The organism is Paenibacillus sp. Leaf72 (genome assembly GCF_001422685.1).
Taxonomy (GTDB): Bacteria; Bacillota; Bacilli; order Paenibacillales; family Paenibacillaceae; genus Pristimantibacillus.
Window position 1 is genome coordinate 23,647 of the sequence record NZ_LMLV01000016.1, and the last position, 22,943, is coordinate 46,589.

The window sequence follows — 22,943 nt, forward strand, 5'->3', positions numbered from 1 at the left end:
CATATAGTGTGGGGAGGAGTGGAGACGCATGTACAATCAATTTGGGAAAAGAGCCTTCGATTTTATTTCCGCTGGCATCGCGCTGATTGTGTTTAGCCCGGTCATGCTGGTGGTGGCGATTTTGATCAAGCTGGAATCACGGGGCCCCGTGTTTTTCGTTCAGCAGCGAATGGGGCAAAATAACGAGCTGTTCGCCATTTATAAGTTCCGCAGCATGCGGACAGATACGCCGAACGTGGCGACGGATTTGCTGCAGGATCCAGCATCCTACATAACGAAGACGGGAAGATTTTTGCGAAAATCGAGCCTCGACGAGCTGCCTCAGCTCATTAACGTCGTGAAGGGGGAAATGTCGGTCGTTGGCCCTAGGCCTGCGCTGTACAATCAATATTCCCTTATTGAGAAGCGAAATGACCGGAAAATCAATGATATTAAGCCGGGCTTGACGGGCTACGCCCAAGTGTCGGGCCGGGATTCCATCTCCGATGACGAGAAGGTTCTTCTGGACGAGCATTATTTGCAGCAGATGTCCTTCGGCTTTGACATCAAAATTATTTTCATCACTATTTTCAAAGTTTTCAAAGCAAGCGATATTAAAGCTTAAGGCGGAGGTAGGAGCAATGATTCTGGTAACGGGCATAACAGGGCTGACGGGCCGATTTCTATATGAGCAGATTCAGCGGGATTTCAAGCGTGATCAAGTATGCTACATGGTCAGGGAATCTAGCGACGTATCCTGGATGAAGGAAGGCGAGCGTTTCGTCTACGGCAATTTGCGCGATGCAGACGATGTGAGGAAGGCACTCGGCCATGAAGGTATAACGGAGGTGCTGCATCTGGCGCCGCGCAATCAACTGAAAAATGTGCTTGAAGCTTGCCTACAGCATGGCATCCAGCGCATTTATTACGTGAACAGCACCGGCATCTACAGCAAGTTCAAGAGCTCATCGCATATTGATTTGCAAAATGAACAGCTGCTGCGTGCCAGCGGTCTGACCTATACGATTATTCGTCCGTCGATGGTTTGCGGCAATCATCAGGATGGCAACATCCATATGCTCGTCAAAATCATGAAGCGTTTTCCCGTTTATCCGATTTTGGGTGCTGGGGATGGCCTCATGCATCCGATCTACGCCAACGATTTGGCCAAGGTGCTCGTCTCGATGCTGAATCGCGAGGAGCTGACACGCGGCCAGGAATATGATGTCGCGGGAAAGGCACCGCTGAAATACAAGGAGCTGCTTAGCTTGATCGCGGGGGCGATGGGCAAGAAGATTGTATTTTTGCATATTCCTTATAAGCTTGCTCTGATCGCGGGCCGAATCGGAGAGAAAATACCGAACCGGATTATTAATTACGAGAAGGTTCTCCGCCTGAACGAGGACAAAAACTTTGACTATTCCAAAGCGGCGAAAGAGCTGGATTTCAAGCCGATAGGCTTCGATGAAGCGATCGTGCTGGAAGTTGCAGCGCTGCGCAAGCATGGGACGATATAATGAGCCGATTCACGAGAGAGGGAAACAACAACACGATGAGACGCAGCTGGATTTGGGGAATTAGTTTGGTAGTTGTCATTTTGGCCGCGCTGGCTTTGCCATCGCTGAAGTCGGACAAGGCGCAAACCTCCTCTACTGGTGGGAGCACAGGCTTTCATCTGGAGGTGGAAGGGAATCCATTAGCGAGTGCCGCCGCAGCGACAAGCAGTGCAGATGCCACTTATATCAATGTAGTGGATTACGGTGCAGTAGGTGACGGGAAAAAGGATGATTGGAGCGCGATTTCCAAAGCGATTGCCAAGGCAAAGGCGCTGCGGGATAAGGGACGGCAAGTAACGCTGCTTTTCCCGGAACTAACGGAATTCCGCTCCTCCAAGGCAATTGTGATTCCAGCGAATATTTCGGTGGATCAGCGTGCCCCGCTCATTTATTCCGGAACGGCCTATGTGCCATTTCTGACGCTGGGCGAGGAAAGTACAGTAACGGGAGCTGAATATAGCGGCCTTAATGTTCGGAGAAGCAAGCTGGTCGATTGGTCCAAGGACAAGTCGCGCAAGTCCATCGGCATTCTTGTGATAAATGCCAACAATTCAGGTATTCACATTCAACGTGCTGAGAATTTCTCCGTAGGTGTAGAGACGATTGGAATTGGGACCGGCTTCGCCTATAATGACATTCGGCTTGGCAAAATCACCTCCAACCAAATCGGCCTAAAGGTGACCAACAAGCGCAATAAGGCCAAAGTATCCGGCTGGAACAATGAGAATTTGTATTCGGGCGGCAACTTTGCAGTCTGGAGCGGCAACAATACGTCGCAGAGCCGATACGGCATTGTCATTACGACGGAGGATGGCTCTTATACGAATAACAACAACAATGTATTCGTGAAGCCTAGCTTTGAGCTGAATCAGCGAAATACGACGGGCTCTGCCGAAAGTGTGCCAATCGTCATTGAACATGGTCTAAACAATACGTTTGATTATGTTCGCAATGAGACGAATGGCGTTTATATGGCCCGGTTGAAAAATAAAAGCAACAACAACACCTTTAACGTCAGCTACGGCGACGCCAAGCTGGATGACCAGTCGGAGTTCGGCAATCAAATTGTTTCGACGCAGGAATCGAGCTTTTTTGACCAGTTCACGCTGCGCGAATCGTTTAATTTGTCGGAGCGCTGGAGCAAGACGAATACTGCGGTCACGCTTGACGGCATGTCCTTCTTGAGCAATACGGGCGGAGAGCCTGCAGCGACGAATAATTTTGCCTGCATCAGCAGCAGCAAAGGTTTTGTTACTTTTGCCAATGGCTGTGTAGCTGTGGGTGCCATGGTTGATGTCTCGGTCGTTAAGCAGTTCGTTATTAAGCGGGCGGCGCAGGATGAGCTGGGTGGACGGGTTATTGTTCGCGGCTATGACAAAAATGGCAAGCAGCTCAGCAGCTCGGGCAATTGGCTGCGCGGCATGAGCAACAACAGCTTTTATTTCGCCGATACGTACGGCGGTGTTTATATGTCTGCTCGCGATATGGCGGACCCAATCTACTTCGACGTGAAGGATAATGTGAAGAAGATTTGGGTCGGCGTTACAGCTGGCAGCGGCAAGGCGGTTATTAATTCGTTTGGTATCTTTACGAGATCCACCCATTACCCTGCGGTTTATAGCGGCGGATAATAGGGCTTTGCTTGGTGAAGAGAGGGCTGCGCTCCGTGGACAGGTGTGGGGTTCGTGTGGTGTTCGATCGTATTTACTTGGTAGAAGGTTACTTGGCGGAAGAATAGTGTCAGCTGACTGAGATGCCGCTATTGATACGGATATAAGAAGAATGGGCAGTTATGCGGACAGGGAAGCCGCTATTCCCTTCAAAACCCCGAAAAACAAAGGGGAAATGGACCAATAGCGGCTCTGGTGTCCGGCTAGCGGATAAAAGGCGACATTTTACCGAAATAACGGCTCTGGTGTCCGCCAGCTCTACTATTCGTAGGGAACGATCACTTTCTAAACTGTCGTTTGGATTGCAGCTGCTTAACATCAGGTGATGCACAAAATATTTTTTTGAAATTGTGTGCTTCAATCTCGTGTTTTCTGATGCCACTTGTGATTTAGAACATCGAAAACAAAAGATTTAAGGTAGAAAGTAGAAAGTACAAGGTAGAAGGTATCTGCGCAGTGGAAGTTGATAATGGGGTGTGGGAATAATGAGGTACAAACTTGCGGGTAAAGCGCTGCTGGCCTTGCTAGTTGCGCTCGTGGCCTGGGAAGGCATTTTGGAGGTTACAACGATTCGTACGACAGGCTTCCAGCAGCATCCGGAACTGGGGCGCATCTTGAACCCGGGCCTGTATGTAAATGGGCAGGAAGGCTACGGCATCACTAAAATTTATGCGGAAGGCGCCATCGCACAGCCTTTCCCTGATCCCAATGAGACGGCCGCTGCCCGCAAGGCAGAGTACCGGATTTTGTTTTTGGGCGACTCCTATACGGAAGCGCTTCAAGTTGGCGATCAAGTGAAGTTTTTTCGCCAAGTGCAGACAAGGATGCCCGAGCTGGATTCCCGCAAGGTGATGACCTATGATGCTGGACGCAGCTCTGCCTCCCCTGCGCATTATGCCTATTTGGCGGACTTTTATAAGAAGCGGGTCGATATGGATGCCGTTGTCATCCAAATTAATGAGAATGATCTCAAGGATTTATATGGTGAAAATACGAGCTACTATGCCAAGAAGGACGGAGACTCGTATAAGCTTGTCTTTAATGAAGACTTTATTAGCCGCAATGCGGTTGCCGCGAAGCTTCAAGCTCTTTACGGCTTGCTGCGGCTGTCGGTAGTGCGTGTTGGCTCGGACCACATGCAAAAGCTGCTGGAGAAGGACGATGCGGCAGCGGAAGAAACGAAAGGCTCGGACTTCACGCCTCAAGCGGGGGATGCAGAGCTGGTGAAGTGGATATTCGGAATTTTGAAGGAACAATATCCGCAACTTGTTTTCGTTTTTTTACCGCAAATCGATTTTCAGTCGCCAGAGGATGAGCAGCAGCCGGGTTATTTTGAAGAGCTAGCCGAGCGTACGGCCAAGGAGCAGGGTATTCCGATGCTGAATATGAGACAGGATTTTGTGAAGGCCTATCAGGATACGGGGCTGCCAGCCTATGGCTTCTCCAACACTACGTATGGAACTGGGCATATGAACAGCTCGGGGCATGATTTAGTGAGCAAAGCAGTAGCGAATTATTTCGAAGGAAGATGAGAAAATGATATTTTCAAGCTGGGAGTATCTGCTGTTTTTTGCCGTAATGCTTATCCTGTTATCTACTATTAAAATACATGCGCTGAAAAAAGCAGTTTTGCTGATCGGCAGCTATTATTTTTACAGCGTATGGGATTACCGCTTCGTCCTGCTCGTGATCGTGATGACGCTTATAAACCATGTGAGTGCCGTGTCGATCGACCGGGCAACAGAGGCTGCGGTGCGCAAGCGCTGGCTCATATTCAGCGTCATTGCCAATCTAACAATTCTTGGCTTCTTCAAATATTTTAATTTTTTCATAGATTCGGCGAATGGCTTGCTGGATCAGTTTGGCATGACGTTTCCGCTGCTCTCGATCGTGCTGCCCGTGGGAATCTCGTTTATTACGTTCGAGGTAATGAGCTACACGATAGATGTGTACAAGCGCGACATTAAGCCGTCGTCCATTTGGGACTTCTCGCTTTTAATCGTGTTTTTTCCGCATTTGATCGCAGGGCCGATTCTCAAGCCGCGGCATTTTCTGCCGCAAATGGCCCGTGACATCGTCATCAAGCGCAGCAACTTAATTGAAGGCGGACAAATATTCATCTTTGGTCTAGTCAAAAAAATTATTATTGCCGATCATATGGCGATGTTTGTCGATCCGGTATTCGCAAGTCCCGGCGAATATTCGCCACTAACCGTATGGCTCGCCGTCATTGCGTATGCGGTGCAAATCTATTGCGATTTTTCCGGCTATTCCGACATGGCAATCGGTTCGGCAAAATGTATGGGCATCGACATTCCGCGCAACTTCAATATGCCGTACCTGTCCCGCAGCGTGACGGAATTTTGGCGGCGCTGGCATATTTCGCTGTCGTCTTGGCTGAGAGAATATTTGTATTTCTCGCTCGGCGGCAATCGCAAAGGGCCTATCCGTGCAAACATTAACCTCATTCTTGTAATGCTGCTTGGCGGCCTGTGGCACGGAGCGAGCTGGAATTTCGTATTCTGGGGGCTGCTGCACGGCCTTGCGCTCGTCATTCATAAGCTTTATTTCAACCATGTGCTCAAAAAACAGGAAATCAACCACTGGCTGTACCGAACGGCTGCATGGGCGCTTACATTTGTATTTGTCTGCATCACCTGGGTGTTCTTCCGCTCCCAAAGCTTTGAGCATTCTTGGCTGGTGCTGCGCAAAATGTTCCTCATCGACACCGGCGGCCTCATGTGGTTCTACCCTTATTTGGGCTTCGTACTTGTGCTTGTACTGGCCGGCCATATCGTTGGTGTACGGTTGAAAGATTACCCTCGCGTTAAGCTAACGACCTTTGGCGGCTTGTTTATTTTATTTTTCGTATTGCTCGCACTCCTATTGCTTATGCCAACAGCCTCCACACCATTTATTTATTTTCAGTTTTAAGGGGGACGAGGCGTGAAGCGGCAATGGAGTCGAAGGAAACGTGTCACCTTATGGACGCTCGGCATGCTGCTCGTTATGCTTGCGCTTGCCGTATGGCGCGCCGGCTACTTTTTGGCGGTTGCGCCGAACCCTGCTCCCTCGCAGGCGATCATTGTACTGAGCGGCGAAGAAGGGCGGCTGGCGAAGGGTCTGGAAGTTTTTCAGCAATATGGAGCAGAAGCACTCATTATTTCAAGCGCAAACGACCATTATATTCAAGAGGAGCTTCGCCTCGCTGTTTTGCCGCCAAGCGGGGTTTATTTGGAGACGCAGGCGCGAAGCACGAAAGAAAATGCGGTTTACGTACGGGAGCTTATGGACCAGCATGGGCTCAGCTCCGCTATTGTGGTCACCTCTGATTTTCATATGCGCCGCGCGAGGTATCTTTTTGAGCAAACGTTTGAGGATGGGCATTTCCGGCTCACCTATGCCAGCTACGAAAGTCCGCAGTTTAACGCCGCCAAATGGTGGAGCAGCAAAACCAGCCTGATGATCACGGGCAACGAATATATCAAGCTGGGCGGGAATTGGCTCGGTATCGATGGGAAGGAGGCCAAACGCCTGCTTAAACGCTTGAATAAAGCTGTATTCTGAATGGGACAACGACAGCTGCAGCCAGAATGATTTTACAATGGGGGTCTTGTGATGAAAAAAATGTGGGTGGTCCTTGCGCTGCTTGTGCTTGTGATAGGTATCTATCTGGCCTTCGGCCAAACGAAGCAGCAAGGTGCCTCTCCGGAAGCGTCTCCGTCAAAGCCTGCGGAGAAAATCAGCTTGTCCTTCTGGACGTATTACGGCGGCTGGGAGGACACGATTAAAGCCTTTAACGACCTGCATCCGGAGGTTACGATTAAGGTGACAGAGGTTACCTACGCCGATCAAGTTGAAAAATATACCGAAGCGCTTGCCTCAGGCAGCGTTCCCGATGTCATTATGCTCGATAGTGCCGCCTTTCCGAACTTTGGGGATAGCGACAAGCTGGAAAATTTGCTCGACGCTCCTTACAATGCTGGCGAGTACAAGGCTGGCTTCAGCCAGCCGCTGTGGGACAGCAACCTTTCGTTCGACGGAAAGCGCCTGATCGGCTGGCCGCTCTCCTCATCGCCAAAGGTGACCTATTACCGCGAGGATATTTTGAAAAAATACGGCTTCCCTACCGATCCGGAGAAGCTGGCGACGTATATGGATGACCCGGACAACTGGGTCAAGATGAACAATACGCTGCAAAATAAAGGCGTTCGCATTACGCAGTGGTACGGCGAGACGATAAATCTATTCGCCAGCGCCCAAAAGACCGGCTTGGTGAATGATAACCAGCAGTTCGCCTTCAATAATGATACGTTTGAGCAGGCGATTGCCCTGACGCAGCGCTTGAAGGAGCATGTGCCTGGCGTCAACATCTGGGAAGAGTCAGGTGAACAGGCAATTCGTGACGGCAAGCTGGCTATGGTGTACCTGGGCATCTGGGGGGATTCTGTGCTGGAGCAATGGGCGCCGGAAACGGCAGGCAAGTGGCGGCAAACCCGTCTGCCGCTGAAATTGAACGGCTGGGAGAACAGCTCCGTATTTCTGCTCCCTTCCGGCGGCAAGCATAAGGAGATGGCATGGGCGTTCATGAACTACGTCGTAACCGATCATGCGAAATACGGTCTCGGCAATGCGGTTCCGGCTTATGCTCCCGTGCTGAGCAAGAGCAGTCAGAAGCCGGAGCCTTCGACATTTTTAGGCGGGCAAATCGTTTATCCACTTAATGTAGAGCTCGCTAGCAAGATGCATGAGCGCAAATACACGGCGCTGGATAATGATGTGCAGAAGCTTTGGAATGAGCAGCTTGCCAAAGGCATGGAGAAAGGCTGGAAGCCGAAGACCATTCTGGATCAGGCTGAAAAAGAAATCAATCGCAGCCTTGCTGACCTAGCAAGCAAAGCTGGGGCCACAGCACCGGCGGCAGATGCAGCAGGCAACGCATCAACTGATGCTGCCGCAGCGTCTGAGGGCGCCTCCAGCGCGCCGGCGAAGCCTTAATTGCTGCAAGGGCAAGGATGTGGCCGCAAAACTTGGCGGCGGCTTCTGGCTACATGATAGATGGAAGCGATGAAAGCAACAGACTGCACGCGAGAGCTGCAGTCTGATTTGCGTTAGGACAGCAGCCTGATGGAAAAGGCTGCTCTTCTGCATCGCCTATTCAGCAGCAAGCGAAAAAGCCGCTGACCTCATCGGTCGGCGGCTTGCAGCATGCGCATAATATCAAGCTCCCCGATGAGCCGCTGGGCTTTGCTGCCCCTCAGCGGCTGGGTGGATCGCTTGAGTATCCATTTAATGTCGGCGGGCGATAGGCCCGGTTTATAGGCGAGCAGCAGCGCAATGGCGCCGCTGACATGAGAGGTTGCCATGGAGGTGCCGCTCATCTCATGGTATTTGCCGCGCAGCCATGAGGAAACGATTTTATCGCCAGGGGCGTAAATATCGATATGGGCACCACGATTGGTGAAGGGGGCGACGCGCCTAAGCCGTGTAGTCGCGCCTACAGAAATCGTTTGCGGATAACGGGCCGGATAATCAACCGAGCGGCGTTTTCCGTCGTTGCCTGATGAGGCGACTACTATGATTCCTGCGTTATAAGCATTGGTAATGGCGGTAAGCAGCGCTTTGCTGCGGGTTTTCATGCCGAAGCTCATATTGATAATGTTAACCCGGTTTCTTACGCACCAGTCAATGCCGAGTATTATGTCCGAGACGAAAGCGCTGCCGTTGTGGTCGAACGCTTTCACGGGATAAATCTGCGCACGCGGAGCGATGCCAATCATGCCCTGCATCTGATTGGCGGCTGCAATTGTTCCGGCAATATGGGTGCCATGTCCATTGTCATCATGCGGAAGCATGCTGCGGTTCAGCAAATTAATGCCGCGCGACAGCGACTGGCGCAGGTCGGGATGGCTGAAATCGACGCCGGTGTCAATGACGCCAATTTTAATGCGATGGCCGGTAGTCATGCCCCAGACTTGCGGAGCTTTGACATGCTGCACGCCCCAAGGAACTCCTTTTTCGGACATTAAGGATTTGGGTGTAGCGGCATGAACGGTAATGCGTCGATCTTCCTCAATCCATACCCCTGTGGAGAATCGGGCGAGGGTTTCTTCGACAGGCAGACGACAGGAAATAGCGCGTATGATGGGCATCTGTTTGACGGCTTTAAGCGCAGCCTTGCCATCCGGCAGCTCCGACCAGTCTTTTATAAAGCGCTGGTACTCGCTCTGATGGTAAAAACGGATAATGCGCTTTGGTGTTGTCTGCTCCGAGCTTGCCATCGCGCCTTGCAACCAATGGAGAAAAACGGTGGTGTCCAAATTTCGCGTCCCCTCCCGACGGACGATGCTGAGCTATTGTATGACGGAGAGGAGCAAGCTGCATGAGCCACTTGCCTTTTTTGATATAATTAGGCGTGAAACCGTGTCAAAATGCACAGTCGCACATAGGATGATGTAAGAGTTCTATGGGGCTCTTACCTCTCCGGAACGTTAGCGGCCAGCGCGGCCCGGATGGATACAGTCAGAGCGAAGGGATTCCTTCGCTTTTTATCCTGTTGTCCAAGCTGTGAAGAGCGGTTCAAGCCGCTCTAGCGCTAATAAATTCATTATCGCGGTGTGAGCTTTGTGGACAAGCGTTACAATGGATAGGCTGACGCTTGCTTTTTTGAAAGAAATAGGTTTTACTATAGTTTGATAATGAATGAAGATGGCAAGAGAGGATGTGTCCATATGAGCGGCAGCAACATCACTTTGAAGCTGGACCCTGAGCGGATTAAGGAAATGCCAATGGTTGATTTGGCATTTGAATTTCTTAAGACAGCTAATACGCCGTATTACTACCGTGATCTCATGATGGAGATTGCTAAAATACGCGGATTGTCTACGGATGGGATTAATCAGGTCATTGCACAAGTATATACTGAAATTAATATTGACGGCCGTTTCGCTTGCGTCGGCACAAATATGTGGGGCCTTAAGCGCTGGTATCCAGTAGAGCGCAGCGAAGATCCAATTTCCAACGCCAAACGCTCCAGAATCATTAACGACGACGACGATCTCGATGATGATGATCTGTTCGCGGATGAAGAAGAGGAAACTTACGCAGCGGACGAAGAGGACTACGATGTTTATGATGAAGATCGTGAGTTCGAGGAAGCTGAAGAAGAAGCCGAAGCAGACGAAGAAACCGGAATCGAAGGCGAAGAGCTGGAAGATGAAGAGGATGATTCGGATGAGGAGCTGGAAGACGGCGAGGAAGCGGACGATTTTGAAGAAGATGAAGAGGAAGAGGACGACAAGTAAGTCCTTATTCACCCATGAATCGTGTAGGCTTGAAATCGAAGAAAGGGTAAGGAGGTTTCTTAACCATCCCTTCTATTTCTGGGCAGAACGCTCGCTGACGCCAAGTATGACAGGCAGCGCCGTTTATACTTGACAGGTTGTATACGTCAGAGTAAACTATTGCATGGGCTTTAGATTCGGTTAAGACAACCGCTTAATAATACGCCAAACGAAAAGTGCCCCGTACTCTACGGGTGTCACTTTTTTTGTTTGTAGAAGAACATGTTCGGCGACGGAAGGCTCCGGCTTTTCGTTTGATGATACAGATAAACCGCTGTGGCGCGAAAGCGCCTATGTTTATTGGATAGATTGGGAAACCTATAGGAATACACACTAGAGCTTGGAGGGTATTGGCACAGTGACAAAATATATTTTCGTAACCGGAGGCGTTGTCTCTTCCTTGGGTAAAGGGATTACAGCCGCATCGCTTGGTCGATTGTTGAAAAACAGAGGCCTCAAAGTAACGATTCAAAAGTTCGACCCGTACATTAACGTAGACCCGGGAACGATGAGCCCTTATCAGCACGGTGAAGTGTTTGTAACCGATGATGGCGCAGAGACGGATCTTGACCTTGGCCACTACGAGCGTTTCATCGATATCAACCTTTCCAAAAACAGCAATGTAACGACAGGCAAAATTTATTCCAACGTTATTACCAAAGAGCGCCGTGGCGATTACTTAGGTGGAACGGTGCAGGTTATCCCGCATATTACGAATGAAATCAAGGATCGTGTATTCCGCGCAGGCAAAGAATCGGCATCCGACGTTGTCATTACGGAGATCGGCGGTACGGTTGGCGATATCGAGAGCTTGCCATTTCTGGAAGCTATTCGTCAAATCAAGAGCGATATTGGACGTGACAATGTGATGTATATTCACGTTACACTGATTCCATTTATTAAAGCTGCTGGTGAAGTGAAAACGAAGCCGACTCAGCACAGTGTAAAAGAGCTTCGCAGCATCGGCATCCAGCCGAACGTAATCGTATGCCGTACAGAGCATGCGATGGCTGAAGACCTGAAGCACAAAATCGCCTTGTTCTGCGATATTGATGCAAATGCAGTTGTGGAATGCCGCGACGCTTCCACTTTGTATGAAGTGCCTTTGATGCTTCGCGAGCAAGGCTTGGACGATATCGTCGTCAACCACTTGAAGCTCGGCACGAACGAGCCGGATATGACGGAGTGGACGAGCCTCGTTCAGCGCGTGAAGTCGCTGCACAAAACAACAGAAATCGCAATTGTTGGTAAATACGTAGCTTTGCATGATGCTTACCTCAGCATCGTGGAATCCCTTGCTCATGCAGGTATTGATGCAGATTCCGAAGTGAAAATCCGCTGGGTAAATGCGGAAGAGCTGACGGACAGCAATGTAGCAGACCGCTTGCAGGGCGTTCACGGCATTCTCGTGCCAGGTGGCTTTGGTGATCGTGGTATTGAAGGCAAAGTGATTGCCATTCGCCATGCTCGCGAACAGCAAGTGCCGTTCTTTGGTATTTGCCTTGGCATGCAAGTGGCCGTTATTGAATATGCACGTCATGTGGTTGGCCTTGATGGCGCCAACAGCTCGGAGATTAACCCATCGACGCCATACCCTGTTATTGACCTGCTGCCTGAGCAGAAGGACATTGAAGACATGGGCGGCACAATGCGTCTTGGCCTGTATCCTTGCAAGCTTATTCCAGGCTCGCTTGGTGCTACAGAATATGATGATGAGCTCGTCTATGAGCGTCACCGTCACCGGTACGAGTTCAACAATGAATTCCGCGAGCAAGTGGAAGCAGCTGGCTTGACCATTTCGGGAACTTCGCCGGATGGCAGACTGGTAGAAATGGTGGAAATGAAGGATCACCCTTGGTTCTTGGCCGTGCAATTCCACCCGGAATTCACTTCCAGACCTAATCGTCCACAGAAGCTGTTCCGCGGTTTTGTCCGCGCTGCGCTTGCGTTTTCGGAGAGATAGTGTATTCGTAACATAAATGTATAAACCGTCCAATTTTTTTCCTGGGGCAGAAGGATATTCCGACTTGATCCGCGAATATATTAACGATGATGGAAGAGCTGACCAATTGTTGTCGCTCTGTCGTGGGAGGTATTATATTTTGGAACAAAAGAAGCTATTAATAGTGGACGATCAGAATGGAATCCGTGTGCTTTTGATGGAAGTGTTCAGCAGCGAGGGTTATGCGACTTTTCAAGCCTCCAACGGCAAGCTTGCCTTGGAAATTGTGAAGAAGGAAAGCCCTGATTTGGTGCTGCTTGACATGAAGATTCCCGGGATGGACGGTTTAGAAATTTTAAAGCATGTGAAAGCCATTAATAAAGACATAAAAGTCATTATGATGACGGCTTATGGTGAGCTGGATATGATTAAGGAAGCGACCGATCTCGGAGCTCTGATGCATTTCACCAAACCGTTTGATATTGATGAAATGCGAATAGCGGTGAACATGCAGCTAGAAGGCGGTTCCAGCAGTCGTTTCGCGATAGGGTCCTGATTAGCGGGCCCTTTTTTATTATTCTACGGTTTGTACCTTGGCAAAAGAGCTTTACCATTCCTGACGCCATTATGGTATAATGGCTCAGAATCAAGCTGTTTATTTGTCTATCGCATTAGGTATTGGTAAAATAAATGTAAACACAGAGAACCAAGTGGCTTGCAGCTCTGCAATTCTCGAAAATGATGTCGGCGAATGGACAAGGCATTCATCCATGGAGGCACCTGGCTCCTGCTCGCTTTGCAAAGCAAGCCGTATTTCAAGAGAAAATCCGCTTGTTCGGAAGTAACAATCAAGCGTAACAACAGGAGCACGGGATGACGAACCGCCTTCTAACAGTGTGCATGCGGCGGCGTGTGCTCGCTGTGGCGGTTTTTCCTTTGTTCTCTTTCGATACAACGGGAGGACTACAAAATTGATGGAGAAATTGATGATACGCGGCGGACGTCCGCTGCAAGGAACGGTCCAAATCAGCGGTGCTAAGAACAGCGCCGTAGCGTTGGTTCCCGCTGCAATACTAGCGGAGTCCGAGGTTGTGCTGGACAATTTGCCTCATTTGAGTGATGTTGCTGTTTATAGCGAAATTTTGCAAGATCTTGGTGCGGTCATAGACTGGCAAGGAGACATGATGCGTATTGATCCTTCTAATCTTAAAGCAAAGCCTATGCCGAATGGAAAAGTTAAGCTGCTACGCGCTTCCTACTATTTGATGGGAGCGATGCTAGGACGCTTTGGAGAAGCCGTTATTGGCTTGCCTGGCGGCTGCAATTTTGAACCAAGGCCTATCGATCAGCATATTAAAGGCTTTGAAGCGCTGGGCGCAACCGTTACGAATGAGCATGGCTCGATGCGCATATCTGCGAAGCAGCTGCGGGGAGCGAAAATTTATCTTGATGTGGTAAGTGTAGGAGCAACGATCAACATTATGCTTGCGGCCTCTCGGGCCAAAGGCTCTACGATAATCGAAAACGCGGCAAAAGAGCCTGAAATTATAGATGTAGCTACTCTTCTCAATGCCATGGGCGCAAAAATCAAAGGGGCCGGCACGGAAACCATTCGGATCGAAGGAGTGGATAGCCTGCACGGCTGCCGCCACTCCATTATTCCTGATCGCATTCAAGCTGGAACTTACATGATTATCGCCGCGGCAACGCGTGGAGATGTCCTGATTGACAACGTCATCCCGAAGCATATGGAAGCTATGACGGCGAAGCTGGAGGAAATGGGCGTTACCGTATACGAAATGGATGAATCTATCCGCATCGTAGGCGCTCCAAAGTACAATGCCATTGATGTTAAAGCATTGGTTTATCCGGGCTTTGCGACCGATTTGCAGTCCCCTATGACGAGCTTGCTGACCCAAGCGAGCGGTGTAAGCATTTTAACCGACTATGTATACAGTAATCGTTTCAAGCATGTTCCTGAGCTTGCGCGCATGGGCGCCAACATTCGTGTTGAAGGAAGATCGGCTATTATTGAAGGCGGACCGCTTAACGCCGCTAAGGTACGAGCAGCAGATCTGCGCGCAGGCGCGGCGCTTGTTATTGCTGGATTGACTGTACCGGAAGGCATTACCGAAATAAGCGGTGTGGAATATATTGACCGTGGCTATGACCACTTGGTTGATAATTTGCGCAGACTAGGCGCCGATGTGTGGCGCGAGACGGAAACCTCCTAAATAGGCAGGAAGATTGGAGCTTGGCGCTGGTTCAATGGGATGAGGAATATCCGGCGCCAACTCTGGTATATACTGATAGATCGGAATATAGCGGTTTGCTGTACCATAAAACTGAATAAAGTGGTGAGAACATGACAGATCTTCAGATCGCCGATCTGGAAGAGTTGAAGCTGACGGATTTGTACAAGCTGGCGAAGCAGTATCAAATTCCGTATTATGGCCAACTCAAGAAGAAGGAATTGATTTTCGCAATATTGCGGGCCCAGGCTGAGAAAAGCGGCCTGATGTTCATGCAAGGCGTCCTGGAAATTTTGCCGGAAGGCTTCGGCTTTCTTAGGCCTATCAACTATTTGCCAAGCAAAGAGGATATTTATATTTCGGCTTCCCAAATTCGCAAGTTCGATCTTCGTACGGGCGATCTCGTATCCGGTAAATGCCGGCTTCCGAAAGATTCGGAGAAATACTTTGGTTTGCTGCAAGTAAATGCAGTTAATGGGACGAGTCCTGAACTCGCAGCTGAACGGTTACATTTTCCCGCATTGACTCCTCTTTTTCCACAGAAAAAACTGGTGCTTGAGACGGCATCCTCTAAACTTTCCACACGAATTATGGATTTAATTGCGCCTGTTGGACTTGGCCAGCGTGGACTCATTGTTGCACCTCCGAAAGTCGGCAAAACGTTGCTTCTCAAAGAGATTGCCAACAGCATTTCTACCAATCATCCTGAAATCGAGCTGTTCGTACTGCTTATTGATGAACGGCCTGAGGAAGTAACGGATATGCAGCGTTCGGTTAAGGGCGAAGTCATCGCTTCCACTTTCGATGAAGTGCCGGAAAATCATATTAAGGTAACAGAGCTTGTCTTGGAGAGAGCGCTGCGACTGGTGGAGCATAAGAAGGATGTAGTTATTTTGATGGATAGCATCACGCGTTTGGCTCGTGCCTACAACTTGGTAGTGCCGCCATCCGGCCGTACGCTGAGCGGTGGTATTGACCCTGCTGCATTTCATCGTCCGAAGCGGTTTTTCGGTGCGGCGCGGAATGTGGAAGAGGGCGGAAGCTTGACGATACTCGCGACAGCGCTTGTGGAGACAGGCTCGCGTATGGATGACATCATTTATGAAGAGTTTAAAAGTACCGGCAATATGGAGCTGCACCTGGACAGAAAACTGGCTGAACGCCGGATTTTCCCAGCGCTGGATATCCGCAGATCGGGCACGCGCCGAGAAGAAATGCTCCTGACGCAAGAAGAGCTGGAGAAGCTATGGGTAGTTCGCAAAAATATGAACGATTCCATCGAGTTCGTTGACGGCTTCCTCAAAAAGCTGAAAAACAGCGAAACGAATAGTGAATTTCTCATGTCGCTCGATTCCATGCCAGAGACGAAGCCGCCGCAGCGCAGCAGCACGATCAAAAGCAGCAGTACCAGTTCGTCGTCATCATCAACGCCAGCGGCTGGACGCCGTTCGGCAGCCCCTCGCACGACGCATAGCTCATAGCGCTGCCTGAAAGGAGAACATCATGAATCTTGTATATGCTGATGAGCAAGGAAATGTCTTTGATCATCCTCACTATATAGCTTTAGGCCGCAGCGGCGATATGATTGTCGAAATGATGGAGGACGAGCTCATTCCGTTGCCGGAAGGGGCGACGCTTGTAAGCTTGCCATTTACGAAGGCGGTTGGCCTGAACCCGGATACGGGCGAAATGCAGCTGCTTCCAGGCAATAAGCAGGCGGTAGGCGCACTTTTGCCGCAAGGCTTTACGCGGCTTGCCCTGCCAGGCTATGTCAAAGCGGATAAAAATGAAAAGCTGCCTTTGTTCGGTTATACGGCTGTCGTATGGAAAAACAATGGCTTCTATGTTGCAGCTGAGCAGTGCGATGATCCGGAGCGCTGGGATCCGCTCAATTGTGACCGCGATGAGGTAAAGCAGCAAGTCGAGCGCATCACGTCCAAATATCCAGAAAATCGTCTGTACAAGCATTTGTCGAACTGTGCACTGGGGTATGAATGCTTGACGTCGTCCAATACGTTCCTGCAGCGCTGGGAAGGTGCGGTTCCGGTATCGTATTCGTGCAATGCGGGTTGTTTTGGCTGTATTTCCGAACAGCCGGATGACAGCGGCTTTGTTGCTCCGCAAACCCGGATGAATTTCAAGCCGACGGTGGACGAAGTGACGGAGATTATGCTGGAGCATCTCCGCCATGAAGATTCCATTATTAGCTTCGGCCAAGGCTGCGAAGGCGAACCTTCAACGCAGGTGCGGATTATTGTCGATGCGATGCGCCGGGTGAGAAGCCAGACGTCGCTTGGCTACATTAACATTAATACGAACGCTGGGCTGACAGATCACATCCGTGCCATTGTTGATGCGGGACTGAATTTGATGCGTGTGAGCACCATCAGTGCGCTTGATGACCATTACAATGCCTACTACAAGCCGCGTGGCTATACGCTCGCCAATGTAGAGAAGTCGTTGAAATATGCGACGGACAAGGGTGTTTATACGTCGATCAACTATTTGATTTTTCCTGGTGTGACGGATCGTGAGGAAGAGATGGAGGCCATGATCGGCTTTGTAAAGCGGACCGGCCTTAAGCTTATCCAAATGCGGAACCTGAACATCGACCCGGAAAGCTATTTGTCCTTGATTCCGCCGGCACAAGGCGAAATTTATGGAATGAAGCAGATGCTGGAAATTTTCCGCAACGAGCTGCCAGAAGTCGTAATTGGCTCATTCACGCATGTTCCGCCTGCGAGCTTAATTCAATCTTGATGCCCCAGAAGGAGCGGTTGTTCTGGTGACGGACAGCTGCTTCTTTTGTATTTTACAACAAGGACGGAGCTATGCTATAATGCAGAGATGTATGACTTAATTCTGGGCCCGCCTGTGGCTCAGGGCAGAAAGAGGTGAAAGAGATGAAACAAGCTATTCATCCGACATACCATATCACTACAGCAACTTGCGCTTGTGGTAACACTTTCGAGACTGGTTCCATTAAACAGAACCTTCGTGTAGAGATTTGTTCCCAATGCCACCCATTCTATACGGGTAAGCAGAAGTTCCTGGATGTGGGCGGCCGCGTCGATCGTTTCAAAAAGAAATACGGCATCTAATTGCTGTGATGTCTATTTTGTCTATATTTGGCAGAATACAAGAACCTCCCGTAGCCATTCTAATGGTTATAAGGGAGGTTTTTTTGATGAGATTGAACCAGAGCGTATTGCCTTTAAAAAGCTCGCGCTTGCTGTTATTGGCAGGCGTCTTGCTGCTGGCAGCGTCAAGTGCTGCCGGCTGTGGCCAGCCTGATCATAAACAGCAGATGCAATCCTATGGCCATGATGGTTATATGGGGCTGTCCAACAGCAACCCGAACATACCGAATAAGCATTCGTATTTAAATTATGGCTCAGACGGCAAGTTCGTCGGCGAGTTGATTAAGAAGATGGACGGCGTTCAAAAAAGCTGGATTCATTTTAACGGGGAGCATCTGGTCGTTCATTTGACCGTCAAGCCGGGCATGTCCGATGCACAGATGAAGCAGCTTCAGCATAAAGCAGAGGAGACTTTGCAATATAATATGCCGCGCTATGAGGTGCGGGTCAAAACGAGCCGATAATACCCGTTTTTAAGCGAAACGGCGCCTTTCGTCAAGGAAAGGGCAAGCTGTTCACGCTTGATGACAAGGCGCATTTTATGTCTTGTCCTCAGAAAAGTTGCGCTTTGTAACATTATCAGCTATACTTATTTTTGCCGTGCTAGATGGGGAGTTAGCGGTGCCCTGTAACTCGCAATCCGCTTTAGCGAGGTTGAATTCCTGTTTGAGGTTATGTCTATGCGGGGTTTGGCGCTTGCGAGCAGTGTTGACAGTTGGGTCCTCCGCAATGGACGCTTGTGAACTCGGTCAGGTCCGGAAGGAAGCAGCCGTAAGTAAGTTAGTTCATGTGCCGGGGGAGTGCCTGGCTCGAGCTGTGGTGCAAGAGTGCCGCCTGGGTTACATTAATCAAGGGCAGGTGCACGGTATTAAAGTTTTATATTACGGATGTTAACAGACACCGGCGACGCTTTTCGATGAACTCGAATGGTGCTGCGGGTGTTTTTTGTTTGGCTTGAGGCTTTGATGATGTATAATAAGAGATAGAGTATTATAGAGTATTTTTGCAGAATTCCTGTAAGGAAACAAGAAGGGAACGGTCCATGTGACTCATATTGCCTTGTACCGTGCCTGGCGTCCCCAGACGTTTCGGGACATGGTGGGACAACAGCATATTGTGCAGACGCTGCAAAATGCGATAAAAGAGGATCGCGTTTCGCATGCCTATTTGTTCAACGGTCCCCGGGGGACGGGGAAGACGACGACAGCTAAGGTATTGGCGAAAGCAGTCAATTGTGAATCCGGCCCGGCAGTGGAGCCCTGCAACGAATGCGACGCATGCCGCGGTATTACAGCTGGTCATATTATGGATGTTGTGGAGATTGACGCTGCCTCCAACCGGGGCATCGACGAAATTCGCGATATTCGGGATAAGGTGCGCTACGCCCCATCTGAAGTGAGATATAAAGTGTACATTATTGATGAGGTGCACATGCTTACTTCAGAGGCATTCAATGCTTTGCTCAAAACATTGGAAGAGCCGCCTGCACATGTTATCTTTATATTAGCAACAACTGAACCGCATAAGCTTCCTGCAACGATTATTTCTCGCTGCCAGCGTTTTGATTTTCGGCAGGTGTCGCTTGCAGAGCAATCGGAGCGGCTTCATGAGATTTGCAAGGAAGAAGGCATTACCGCCGAAGATGATGCGATTGCTTATATTGCAAGGCTGTCAGAAGGCGGCATGCGTGACGCGATCAGCCTGCTGGAGCAGGTAGCAGCTTTTGGAGGCGGAAGCATTACGCTCGACGGCGCTGTCGATGTGACGGGCGGAATGGCGGCCGACCAGTTCTACGAGCTCGCGGAAGCGGTTCGCGACCGTGATGTTGGTGCTGTGATGCCACTTGTCGAAAGCTTAACGCAAGCGGGCAAAAGCGCGGATAAGTGCATGGAAAACCTGATTTATTATTTCAGGGATTTGCTTGTGCTCAAGCTTGCCCCGCAAGGCGGAGCGGCGACGGAACGCGTCGTTGATGCAGAACGCTTCCAGGCAATGGCGGATGCTTTTACGCCGGACCGCCTGTTTCGCATGATTGATACGTTGAACAGCTATCAATCCGAAATGAAGCATGCCGCTCAATCGCAGACGCTGTTTGAAGTCGCGTTGATGAAAATTTGCACCATCGGCGATAGCCGCGAAAGCGCATCTGCGGGGGACGCTGCCCAGCCATCTGGTGGGACGGCGAGTTCTTCCGCAGAGGTGGGCCGTCTGCGCCAGCAGGTGGAGCAGCTTGAGCATAAGCTGGAGCAGCTGCTGCAAAATGGCGTTCCAGCTGCTGGCGGAGGAGCGTCTGCCAGCGGCGCAGCGGCTCGGGCTGGGGCGAATGGCAATCGTCCTGCCTTTAATAACCGCAGCGGCGGCTCTAACTCGGTATCTGTTCGGACGCCAGTTAAGCTGGGGCCATATTTATCCGCTGCTGGCAGCAGTGAAACGGGGCAAGTTCGCATGAAGTGGAGCGAGCTGCTGCAGCGGGTGAAGGAAACCAAAATCACGGTTCATGCGTGGTTGATGGATGGCGAGCCGGTATCCGTTGTGGACGGCAACGTATTGGTTGCTTTCAAAAATACGATGCACCGAGAAACAACAGAGAAGCCGACGCATAAAGAAATTATTGAGCGGGTTATGCAAAGTGTGTTTGGGCAGCCGCTTCAGCTTGCAACGGTTATGATTAAAGAATGGCAATCGGCCACCGATAATGGTTCAGGAACGCCGGACGAAGCGTTTGAACTGCAATCGGATATGCCGGACGCAGCACCAGCCCAGCCTAAATGGGTAGAAGAAGCGGTTAAGCTTTTCGGTGAAGAGCTCGTCGTTGTGAAAGAGGATTTTTAACTATAAATAAGAGGTGATTATAATGAACAATATGAATCAAATGATGAAGCAAGTGAAGAAGATGCAAGAGCAAATGATGAAAGCACAGGAAGAGCTTGTCCACAAAACCGTTGAAGGCACAGCAGGCGGCGGCGTAGTTAACGTTACCGTAAACGGCCACAAAAAAGTTCTTGATATTACAATTAAACCGGAAGCTGTCGATCCGGAAGATGTTGAAATGCTGCAGGATTTGATTATTACAGCTGTAAACGATGCCTTGTCAAAAGTGGACGATGTCGCGAACCAGGACATGGGCAAATTTACAGGTGGCATGAAAATCCCAGGCTTGTTCTAAAAACAAGCCGCAGCTCGTTCTGATTTGAAAGGAGCTACACCTGTTGCATTATCCCGAACCGATAGCGAAGTTGATTGACAGTTTCACCAGGCTGCCGGGTATTGGACCGAAAACAGCTGCAAGACTGGCTTTCTATGTGCTTCGCATGAAGGAAGACGATGTCATTGATTTTGCTAAAGCGCTCGTGAGCGTGAAGCGCAATCTGACTTATTGCTCCATCTGCTGCAATATAACCGATACGGACCCTTGCCGTATTTGCCAAGATAAGCTCAGGGACAACTCCGTCATTTGCGTCGTACAAGAATCGAAAGATTTGGTGGCGATGGAGCGGACGAAGGAGTTCATGGGGCATTATCATGTGCTGCAAGGGGCAATCTCTCCTATGGAGGGAATTGGTCCGGATCAGATCAAAATTGCCGAGCTGCTGCGCCGCCTCAGTGATGAGCGAGTACAGGAACTTATTCTGGCGACCAATCCGAATGTCGAAGGAGAAGCAACCGCTATGTATATATCGCGGCTGGTGAAACCTTTTGGCATACGGGTCACGCGAATCGCTCACGGCTTGCCGGTAGGCGGCGATTTGGAATATGCTGATGAAGTTACGCTGTCCAAGGCATTGGAAGGCCGCAGAGAGCTGGGTTAAAGATAGGCAAAGCTGTTCTTATCGTTCAAAACGATAGGGGCAGCTTTTTTTATATGAAGTATACATAGGGTTGGTGCGTATAGCGTATTGCCTTTTCGTTTAGAAAGCTGCTGCGGCTGATTGATCTCGGTGCTAGTTCTATTTGCAAGGCTCCCCGCTTATATATGGAATAAAGGCAGCCTTGGCTTTTGAATGGACAAGCGGGAGGTCATGAGGGAATGAAGCAGCTCAATAAATGGAGAATCGGCAGTAAGACAGCGGAGAAAAAGTCGGTTAATGGGGTTCAAGCGGAGATGGATGCCCTGCAGTGGACCGACCGGCTGCGCCAGGAAATTTATGAGGCCCATCTGGAATGGGAAAATGCAAACCGTTTTTTTGACTATGCTTTGGGCAAAGATCAGATTGATTATGCGATATACGCCATTATTACGGCTGAAAAGCGATATGACTCTTTGCTCCGCACCGCCAAAAGAGCTTGCAAGAGCTGGTCGGAATGGAGGGCGGTCCAATGATGAATACGATCCTACTCGTAGTTCTGGTATTCTCTTCGGTTGCACTGCTTGCGGTAATTGTTCGACATCGTCTTTCATGGTCATGGGCAAAAAGCTTCACCTTGCACTTGATAAGTGCTTGCGCAGTTCTTTATTTGCTGAATTACTCCGGTCTTATTTCTGATATTAAAATCCCCATTAATCCGGCGACGATATCAACGGTTGTCGTACTCGGTATACCGGGTATTGCGCTTATTGTAGGCCTGCAGCACATAATGGTGTAGTTATCCGCAAGCAGCGGAAGGCAATGTTTATGGACTAAAGGTGATCAGGACAAGCCTGGATAAGGGCTTTCCTGATTTTTTTGCGTTTGGGTTGACTTGTCCTTATGGTTCATGGTATTCTATATCTCGCGTCAAGGGCAGGTACATACGGGGTTGAAAAACACCGAAAAAGTTTTTTGAAAAAAGTACTTGCAATTGCCTAGGCGCCTGTGATATATTATATGAGTCGCCGCTGAGACATACGGCAGACACGAACGAAACGCAAGCGAGAGAAATTGTTCTTTGAAAACTGAACAACGAGTGAAACTGCCACATTAACTTAGTTAATGTAAAGCGATACAAAAAAGTAATGAGCAAGTCAAACCAAATGCTCTTTTCCCTTCGATCTTGATCGAAAGAAAAGACATCCTAAATGGAGAGTTTGATCCTGGCTCAGGACGAACGCTGGCGGCGTGCCTAATACATGCAAGTCGAGCG

At 49.7% G+C, this 22,943-nt stretch carries 21 protein-coding genes, 1 rRNA gene and 1 other RNA gene; 22 read left to right on the forward strand and 1 reads right to left on the reverse strand.

All coding sequences use genetic code 11. The features are described from left to right. Positions 1–28: 28 nt before the first annotated feature. The 7 genes from ASF12_RS18225 (at position 29) to ASF12_RS18255 (ending at position 8,203) form a co-directional block, all read left to right on the forward strand. Positions 29–604, forward strand: coding sequence for a sugar transferase (locus ASF12_RS18225; RefSeq protein ID WP_056037612.1), 576 nt, complete (start codon positions 29–31; stop codon positions 602–604). Between the two features lie 16 nt (positions 605–620). Next, complete coding sequence (locus ASF12_RS18230; RefSeq protein ID WP_056037615.1) at positions 621–1,496, forward strand: SDR family oxidoreductase; 876 nt, start codon at positions 621–623, stop codon at positions 1,494–1,496. Continuing rightward, positions 1,496–3,166 (forward strand): hypothetical protein, encoded by a 1,671-nt coding sequence (locus ASF12_RS18235; protein ID WP_155973272.1) that lies wholly within the window; start codon positions 1,496–1,498, stop codon positions 3,164–3,166. The genes ASF12_RS18230 and ASF12_RS18235 overlap by 1 nt, the downstream gene beginning before the upstream one ends. A gap of 524 nt (positions 3,167–3,690) precedes the next feature. Next, entirely contained in the window at positions 3,691–4,737 is a 1,047-nt protein-coding gene (locus ASF12_RS18240; protein WP_056037622.1) for an SGNH/GDSL hydrolase family protein, read from the forward strand. A 4-nt stretch (positions 4,738–4,741) separates the two neighbouring features. Beyond that, the gene (locus ASF12_RS18245) at positions 4,742–6,139 is read left to right on the forward strand and encodes an MBOAT family O-acyltransferase (RefSeq protein ID WP_056037626.1); all 1,398 of its coding nucleotides are present in this window, start codon (positions 4,742–4,744) and stop codon (positions 6,137–6,139) included. A 12-nt stretch (positions 6,140–6,151) separates the two neighbouring features. Continuing rightward, positions 6,152–6,772 (forward strand): YdcF family protein, encoded by a 621-nt coding sequence (locus tag ASF12_RS18250; RefSeq protein WP_056037630.1) that lies wholly within the window; start codon positions 6,152–6,154, stop codon positions 6,770–6,772. Positions 6,773–6,823: 51 nt separating this feature from the next. Next, positions 6,824–8,203: an ABC transporter substrate-binding protein gene (locus tag ASF12_RS18255; protein WP_056037632.1), complete on the forward strand. Its 1,380-nt coding sequence runs from the start codon at positions 6,824–6,826 to the stop codon at positions 8,201–8,203. A 188-nt stretch (positions 8,204–8,391) separates the two neighbouring features. On the opposite strand, the gene ASF12_RS18260 is transcribed toward ASF12_RS18255, so the two are convergent. Continuing rightward, the gene (locus tag ASF12_RS18260) at positions 8,392–9,525 is read right to left on the reverse strand and encodes a S8 family peptidase (RefSeq protein WP_056037635.1); all 1,134 of its coding nucleotides are present in this window, start codon (positions 9,523–9,525) and stop codon (positions 8,392–8,394) included. 411 nt (positions 9,526–9,936) lie between these two features. Between ASF12_RS18260 and rpoE the strand changes: the two genes are divergently transcribed. From rpoE to ASF12_RS18330, 15 genes are all read left to right on the forward strand, one after another. Continuing rightward, complete coding sequence (gene rpoE, locus ASF12_RS18265) at positions 9,937–10,509, forward strand: DNA-directed RNA polymerase subunit delta (protein WP_056037638.1); 573 nt, start codon at positions 9,937–9,939, stop codon at positions 10,507–10,509. Positions 10,510–10,906: 397 nt separating this feature from the next. Further along, complete coding sequence (locus tag ASF12_RS18270; protein WP_056037640.1) at positions 10,907–12,511, forward strand: CTP synthase; 1,605 nt, start codon at positions 10,907–10,909, stop codon at positions 12,509–12,511. 139 nt (positions 12,512–12,650) lie between these two features. Beyond that, the gene (locus ASF12_RS18275) at positions 12,651–13,046 is read left to right on the forward strand and encodes a response regulator (RefSeq protein WP_056037642.1); all 396 of its coding nucleotides are present in this window, start codon (positions 12,651–12,653) and stop codon (positions 13,044–13,046) included. Between the two features lie 418 nt (positions 13,047–13,464). Then, complete coding sequence (locus tag ASF12_RS18280) at positions 13,465–14,724, forward strand: UDP-N-acetylglucosamine 1-carboxyvinyltransferase (protein WP_056037646.1); 1,260 nt, start codon at positions 13,465–13,467, stop codon at positions 14,722–14,724. A gap of 131 nt (positions 14,725–14,855) precedes the next feature. Then, complete coding sequence (gene rho / locus ASF12_RS18285) at positions 14,856–16,223, forward strand: transcription termination factor Rho (RefSeq protein WP_056037649.1); 1,368 nt, start codon at positions 14,856–14,858, stop codon at positions 16,221–16,223. A gap of 22 nt (positions 16,224–16,245) precedes the next feature. Further along, on the forward strand, positions 16,246–17,502 hold the full coding sequence (locus ASF12_RS18290; RefSeq protein ID WP_056037652.1) for a radical SAM protein: 1,257 nt from the start codon (positions 16,246–16,248) through the stop codon (positions 17,500–17,502). A 143-nt stretch (positions 17,503–17,645) separates the two neighbouring features. Then, positions 17,646–17,843: a 50S ribosomal protein L31 gene (gene rpmE, locus ASF12_RS18295; protein WP_056037655.1), complete on the forward strand. Its 198-nt coding sequence runs from the start codon at positions 17,646–17,648 to the stop codon at positions 17,841–17,843. An 86-nt stretch (positions 17,844–17,929) separates the two neighbouring features. Further along, positions 17,930–18,346 carry a hypothetical protein gene (locus ASF12_RS18300; RefSeq protein WP_056037657.1) on the forward strand — a complete coding sequence of 139 codons (417 nt, stop codon included), beginning with the start codon at positions 17,930–17,932 and terminating at the stop codon, positions 18,344–18,346. Positions 18,347–18,480: 134 nt separating this feature from the next. Then, positions 18,481–18,748, forward strand: an RNA gene (gene ffs, locus ASF12_RS33310) — signal recognition particle sRNA large type. Between the two features lie 178 nt (positions 18,749–18,926). Then, positions 18,927–20,714 carry a DNA polymerase III subunit gamma/tau gene (gene dnaX / locus ASF12_RS18305; RefSeq protein ID WP_056037660.1) on the forward strand — a complete coding sequence of 596 codons (1,788 nt, stop codon included), beginning with the start codon at positions 18,927–18,929 and terminating at the stop codon, positions 20,712–20,714. Positions 20,715–20,736: 22 nt separating this feature from the next. After that, on the forward strand, positions 20,737–21,048 hold the full coding sequence (locus ASF12_RS18310; protein WP_056037661.1) for a YbaB/EbfC family nucleoid-associated protein: 312 nt from the start codon (positions 20,737–20,739) through the stop codon (positions 21,046–21,048). A 43-nt stretch (positions 21,049–21,091) separates the two neighbouring features. Beyond that, positions 21,092–21,691: a recombination mediator RecR gene (recR, locus tag ASF12_RS18315; RefSeq protein ID WP_046229552.1), complete on the forward strand. Its 600-nt coding sequence runs from the start codon at positions 21,092–21,094 to the stop codon at positions 21,689–21,691. A gap of 218 nt (positions 21,692–21,909) precedes the next feature. Next, positions 21,910–22,203 carry a DUF2508 family protein gene (locus tag ASF12_RS18320; protein ID WP_063892596.1) on the forward strand — a complete coding sequence of 98 codons (294 nt, stop codon included), beginning with the start codon at positions 21,910–21,912 and terminating at the stop codon, positions 22,201–22,203. Beyond that, positions 22,200–22,466 carry a pro-sigmaK processing inhibitor BofA family protein gene (locus tag ASF12_RS18325; RefSeq protein ID WP_235533203.1) on the forward strand — a complete coding sequence of 89 codons (267 nt, stop codon included), beginning with the start codon at positions 22,200–22,202 and terminating at the stop codon, positions 22,464–22,466. The genes ASF12_RS18320 and ASF12_RS18325 overlap by 4 nt, the downstream gene beginning before the upstream one ends. Before the next feature lie 409 nt (positions 22,467–22,875). Beyond that, positions 22,876–22,943 (forward strand): 16S ribosomal RNA (locus tag ASF12_RS18330); the annotation flags it as partial.

Coding starts and splice junctions, on each gene's coding strand:
- ASF12_RS18310 (WP_056037661.1), top strand. CDS start 20,737: ATGAACAATATGAATCAAATGATGAAGCAAGTGAAGAAGATGCAAGAG.
- ASF12_RS18325 (WP_235533203.1), top strand. CDS start 22,200: ATGATGAATACGATCCTACTCGTAGTTCTGGTATTCTCTTCGGTTGCA.
- ASF12_RS18235 (WP_155973272.1), top strand. CDS start 1,496: ATGAGCCGATTCACGAGAGAGGGAAACAACAACACGATGAGACGCAGC.
- ASF12_RS18245 (WP_056037626.1), top strand. CDS start 4,742: ATGATATTTTCAAGCTGGGAGTATCTGCTGTTTTTTGCCGTAATGCTT.
- ASF12_RS18255 (WP_056037632.1), top strand. CDS start 6,824: ATGAAAAAAATGTGGGTGGTCCTTGCGCTGCTTGTGCTTGTGATAGGT.
- ASF12_RS18230 (WP_056037615.1), top strand. CDS start 621: ATGATTCTGGTAACGGGCATAACAGGGCTGACGGGCCGATTTCTATAT.
- rho (WP_056037649.1), top strand. CDS start 14,856: ATGACAGATCTTCAGATCGCCGATCTGGAAGAGTTGAAGCTGACGGAT.
- ASF12_RS18225 (WP_056037612.1), top strand. CDS start 29: ATGTACAATCAATTTGGGAAAAGAGCCTTCGATTTTATTTCCGCTGGC.
- ASF12_RS18290 (WP_056037652.1), top strand. CDS start 16,246: ATGAATCTTGTATATGCTGATGAGCAAGGAAATGTCTTTGATCATCCT.
- ASF12_RS18320 (WP_063892596.1), top strand. CDS start 21,910: ATGAAGCAGCTCAATAAATGGAGAATCGGCAGTAAGACAGCGGAGAAA.
- rpmE (WP_056037655.1), top strand. CDS start 17,646: ATGAAACAAGCTATTCATCCGACATACCATATCACTACAGCAACTTGC.
- ASF12_RS18280 (WP_056037646.1), top strand. CDS start 13,465: ATGGAGAAATTGATGATACGCGGCGGACGTCCGCTGCAAGGAACGGTC.
- ASF12_RS18240 (WP_056037622.1), top strand. CDS start 3,691: ATGAGGTACAAACTTGCGGGTAAAGCGCTGCTGGCCTTGCTAGTTGCG.
- rpoE (WP_056037638.1), top strand. CDS start 9,937: ATGAGCGGCAGCAACATCACTTTGAAGCTGGACCCTGAGCGGATTAAG.
- ASF12_RS18300 (WP_056037657.1), top strand. CDS start 17,930: ATGAGATTGAACCAGAGCGTATTGCCTTTAAAAAGCTCGCGCTTGCTG.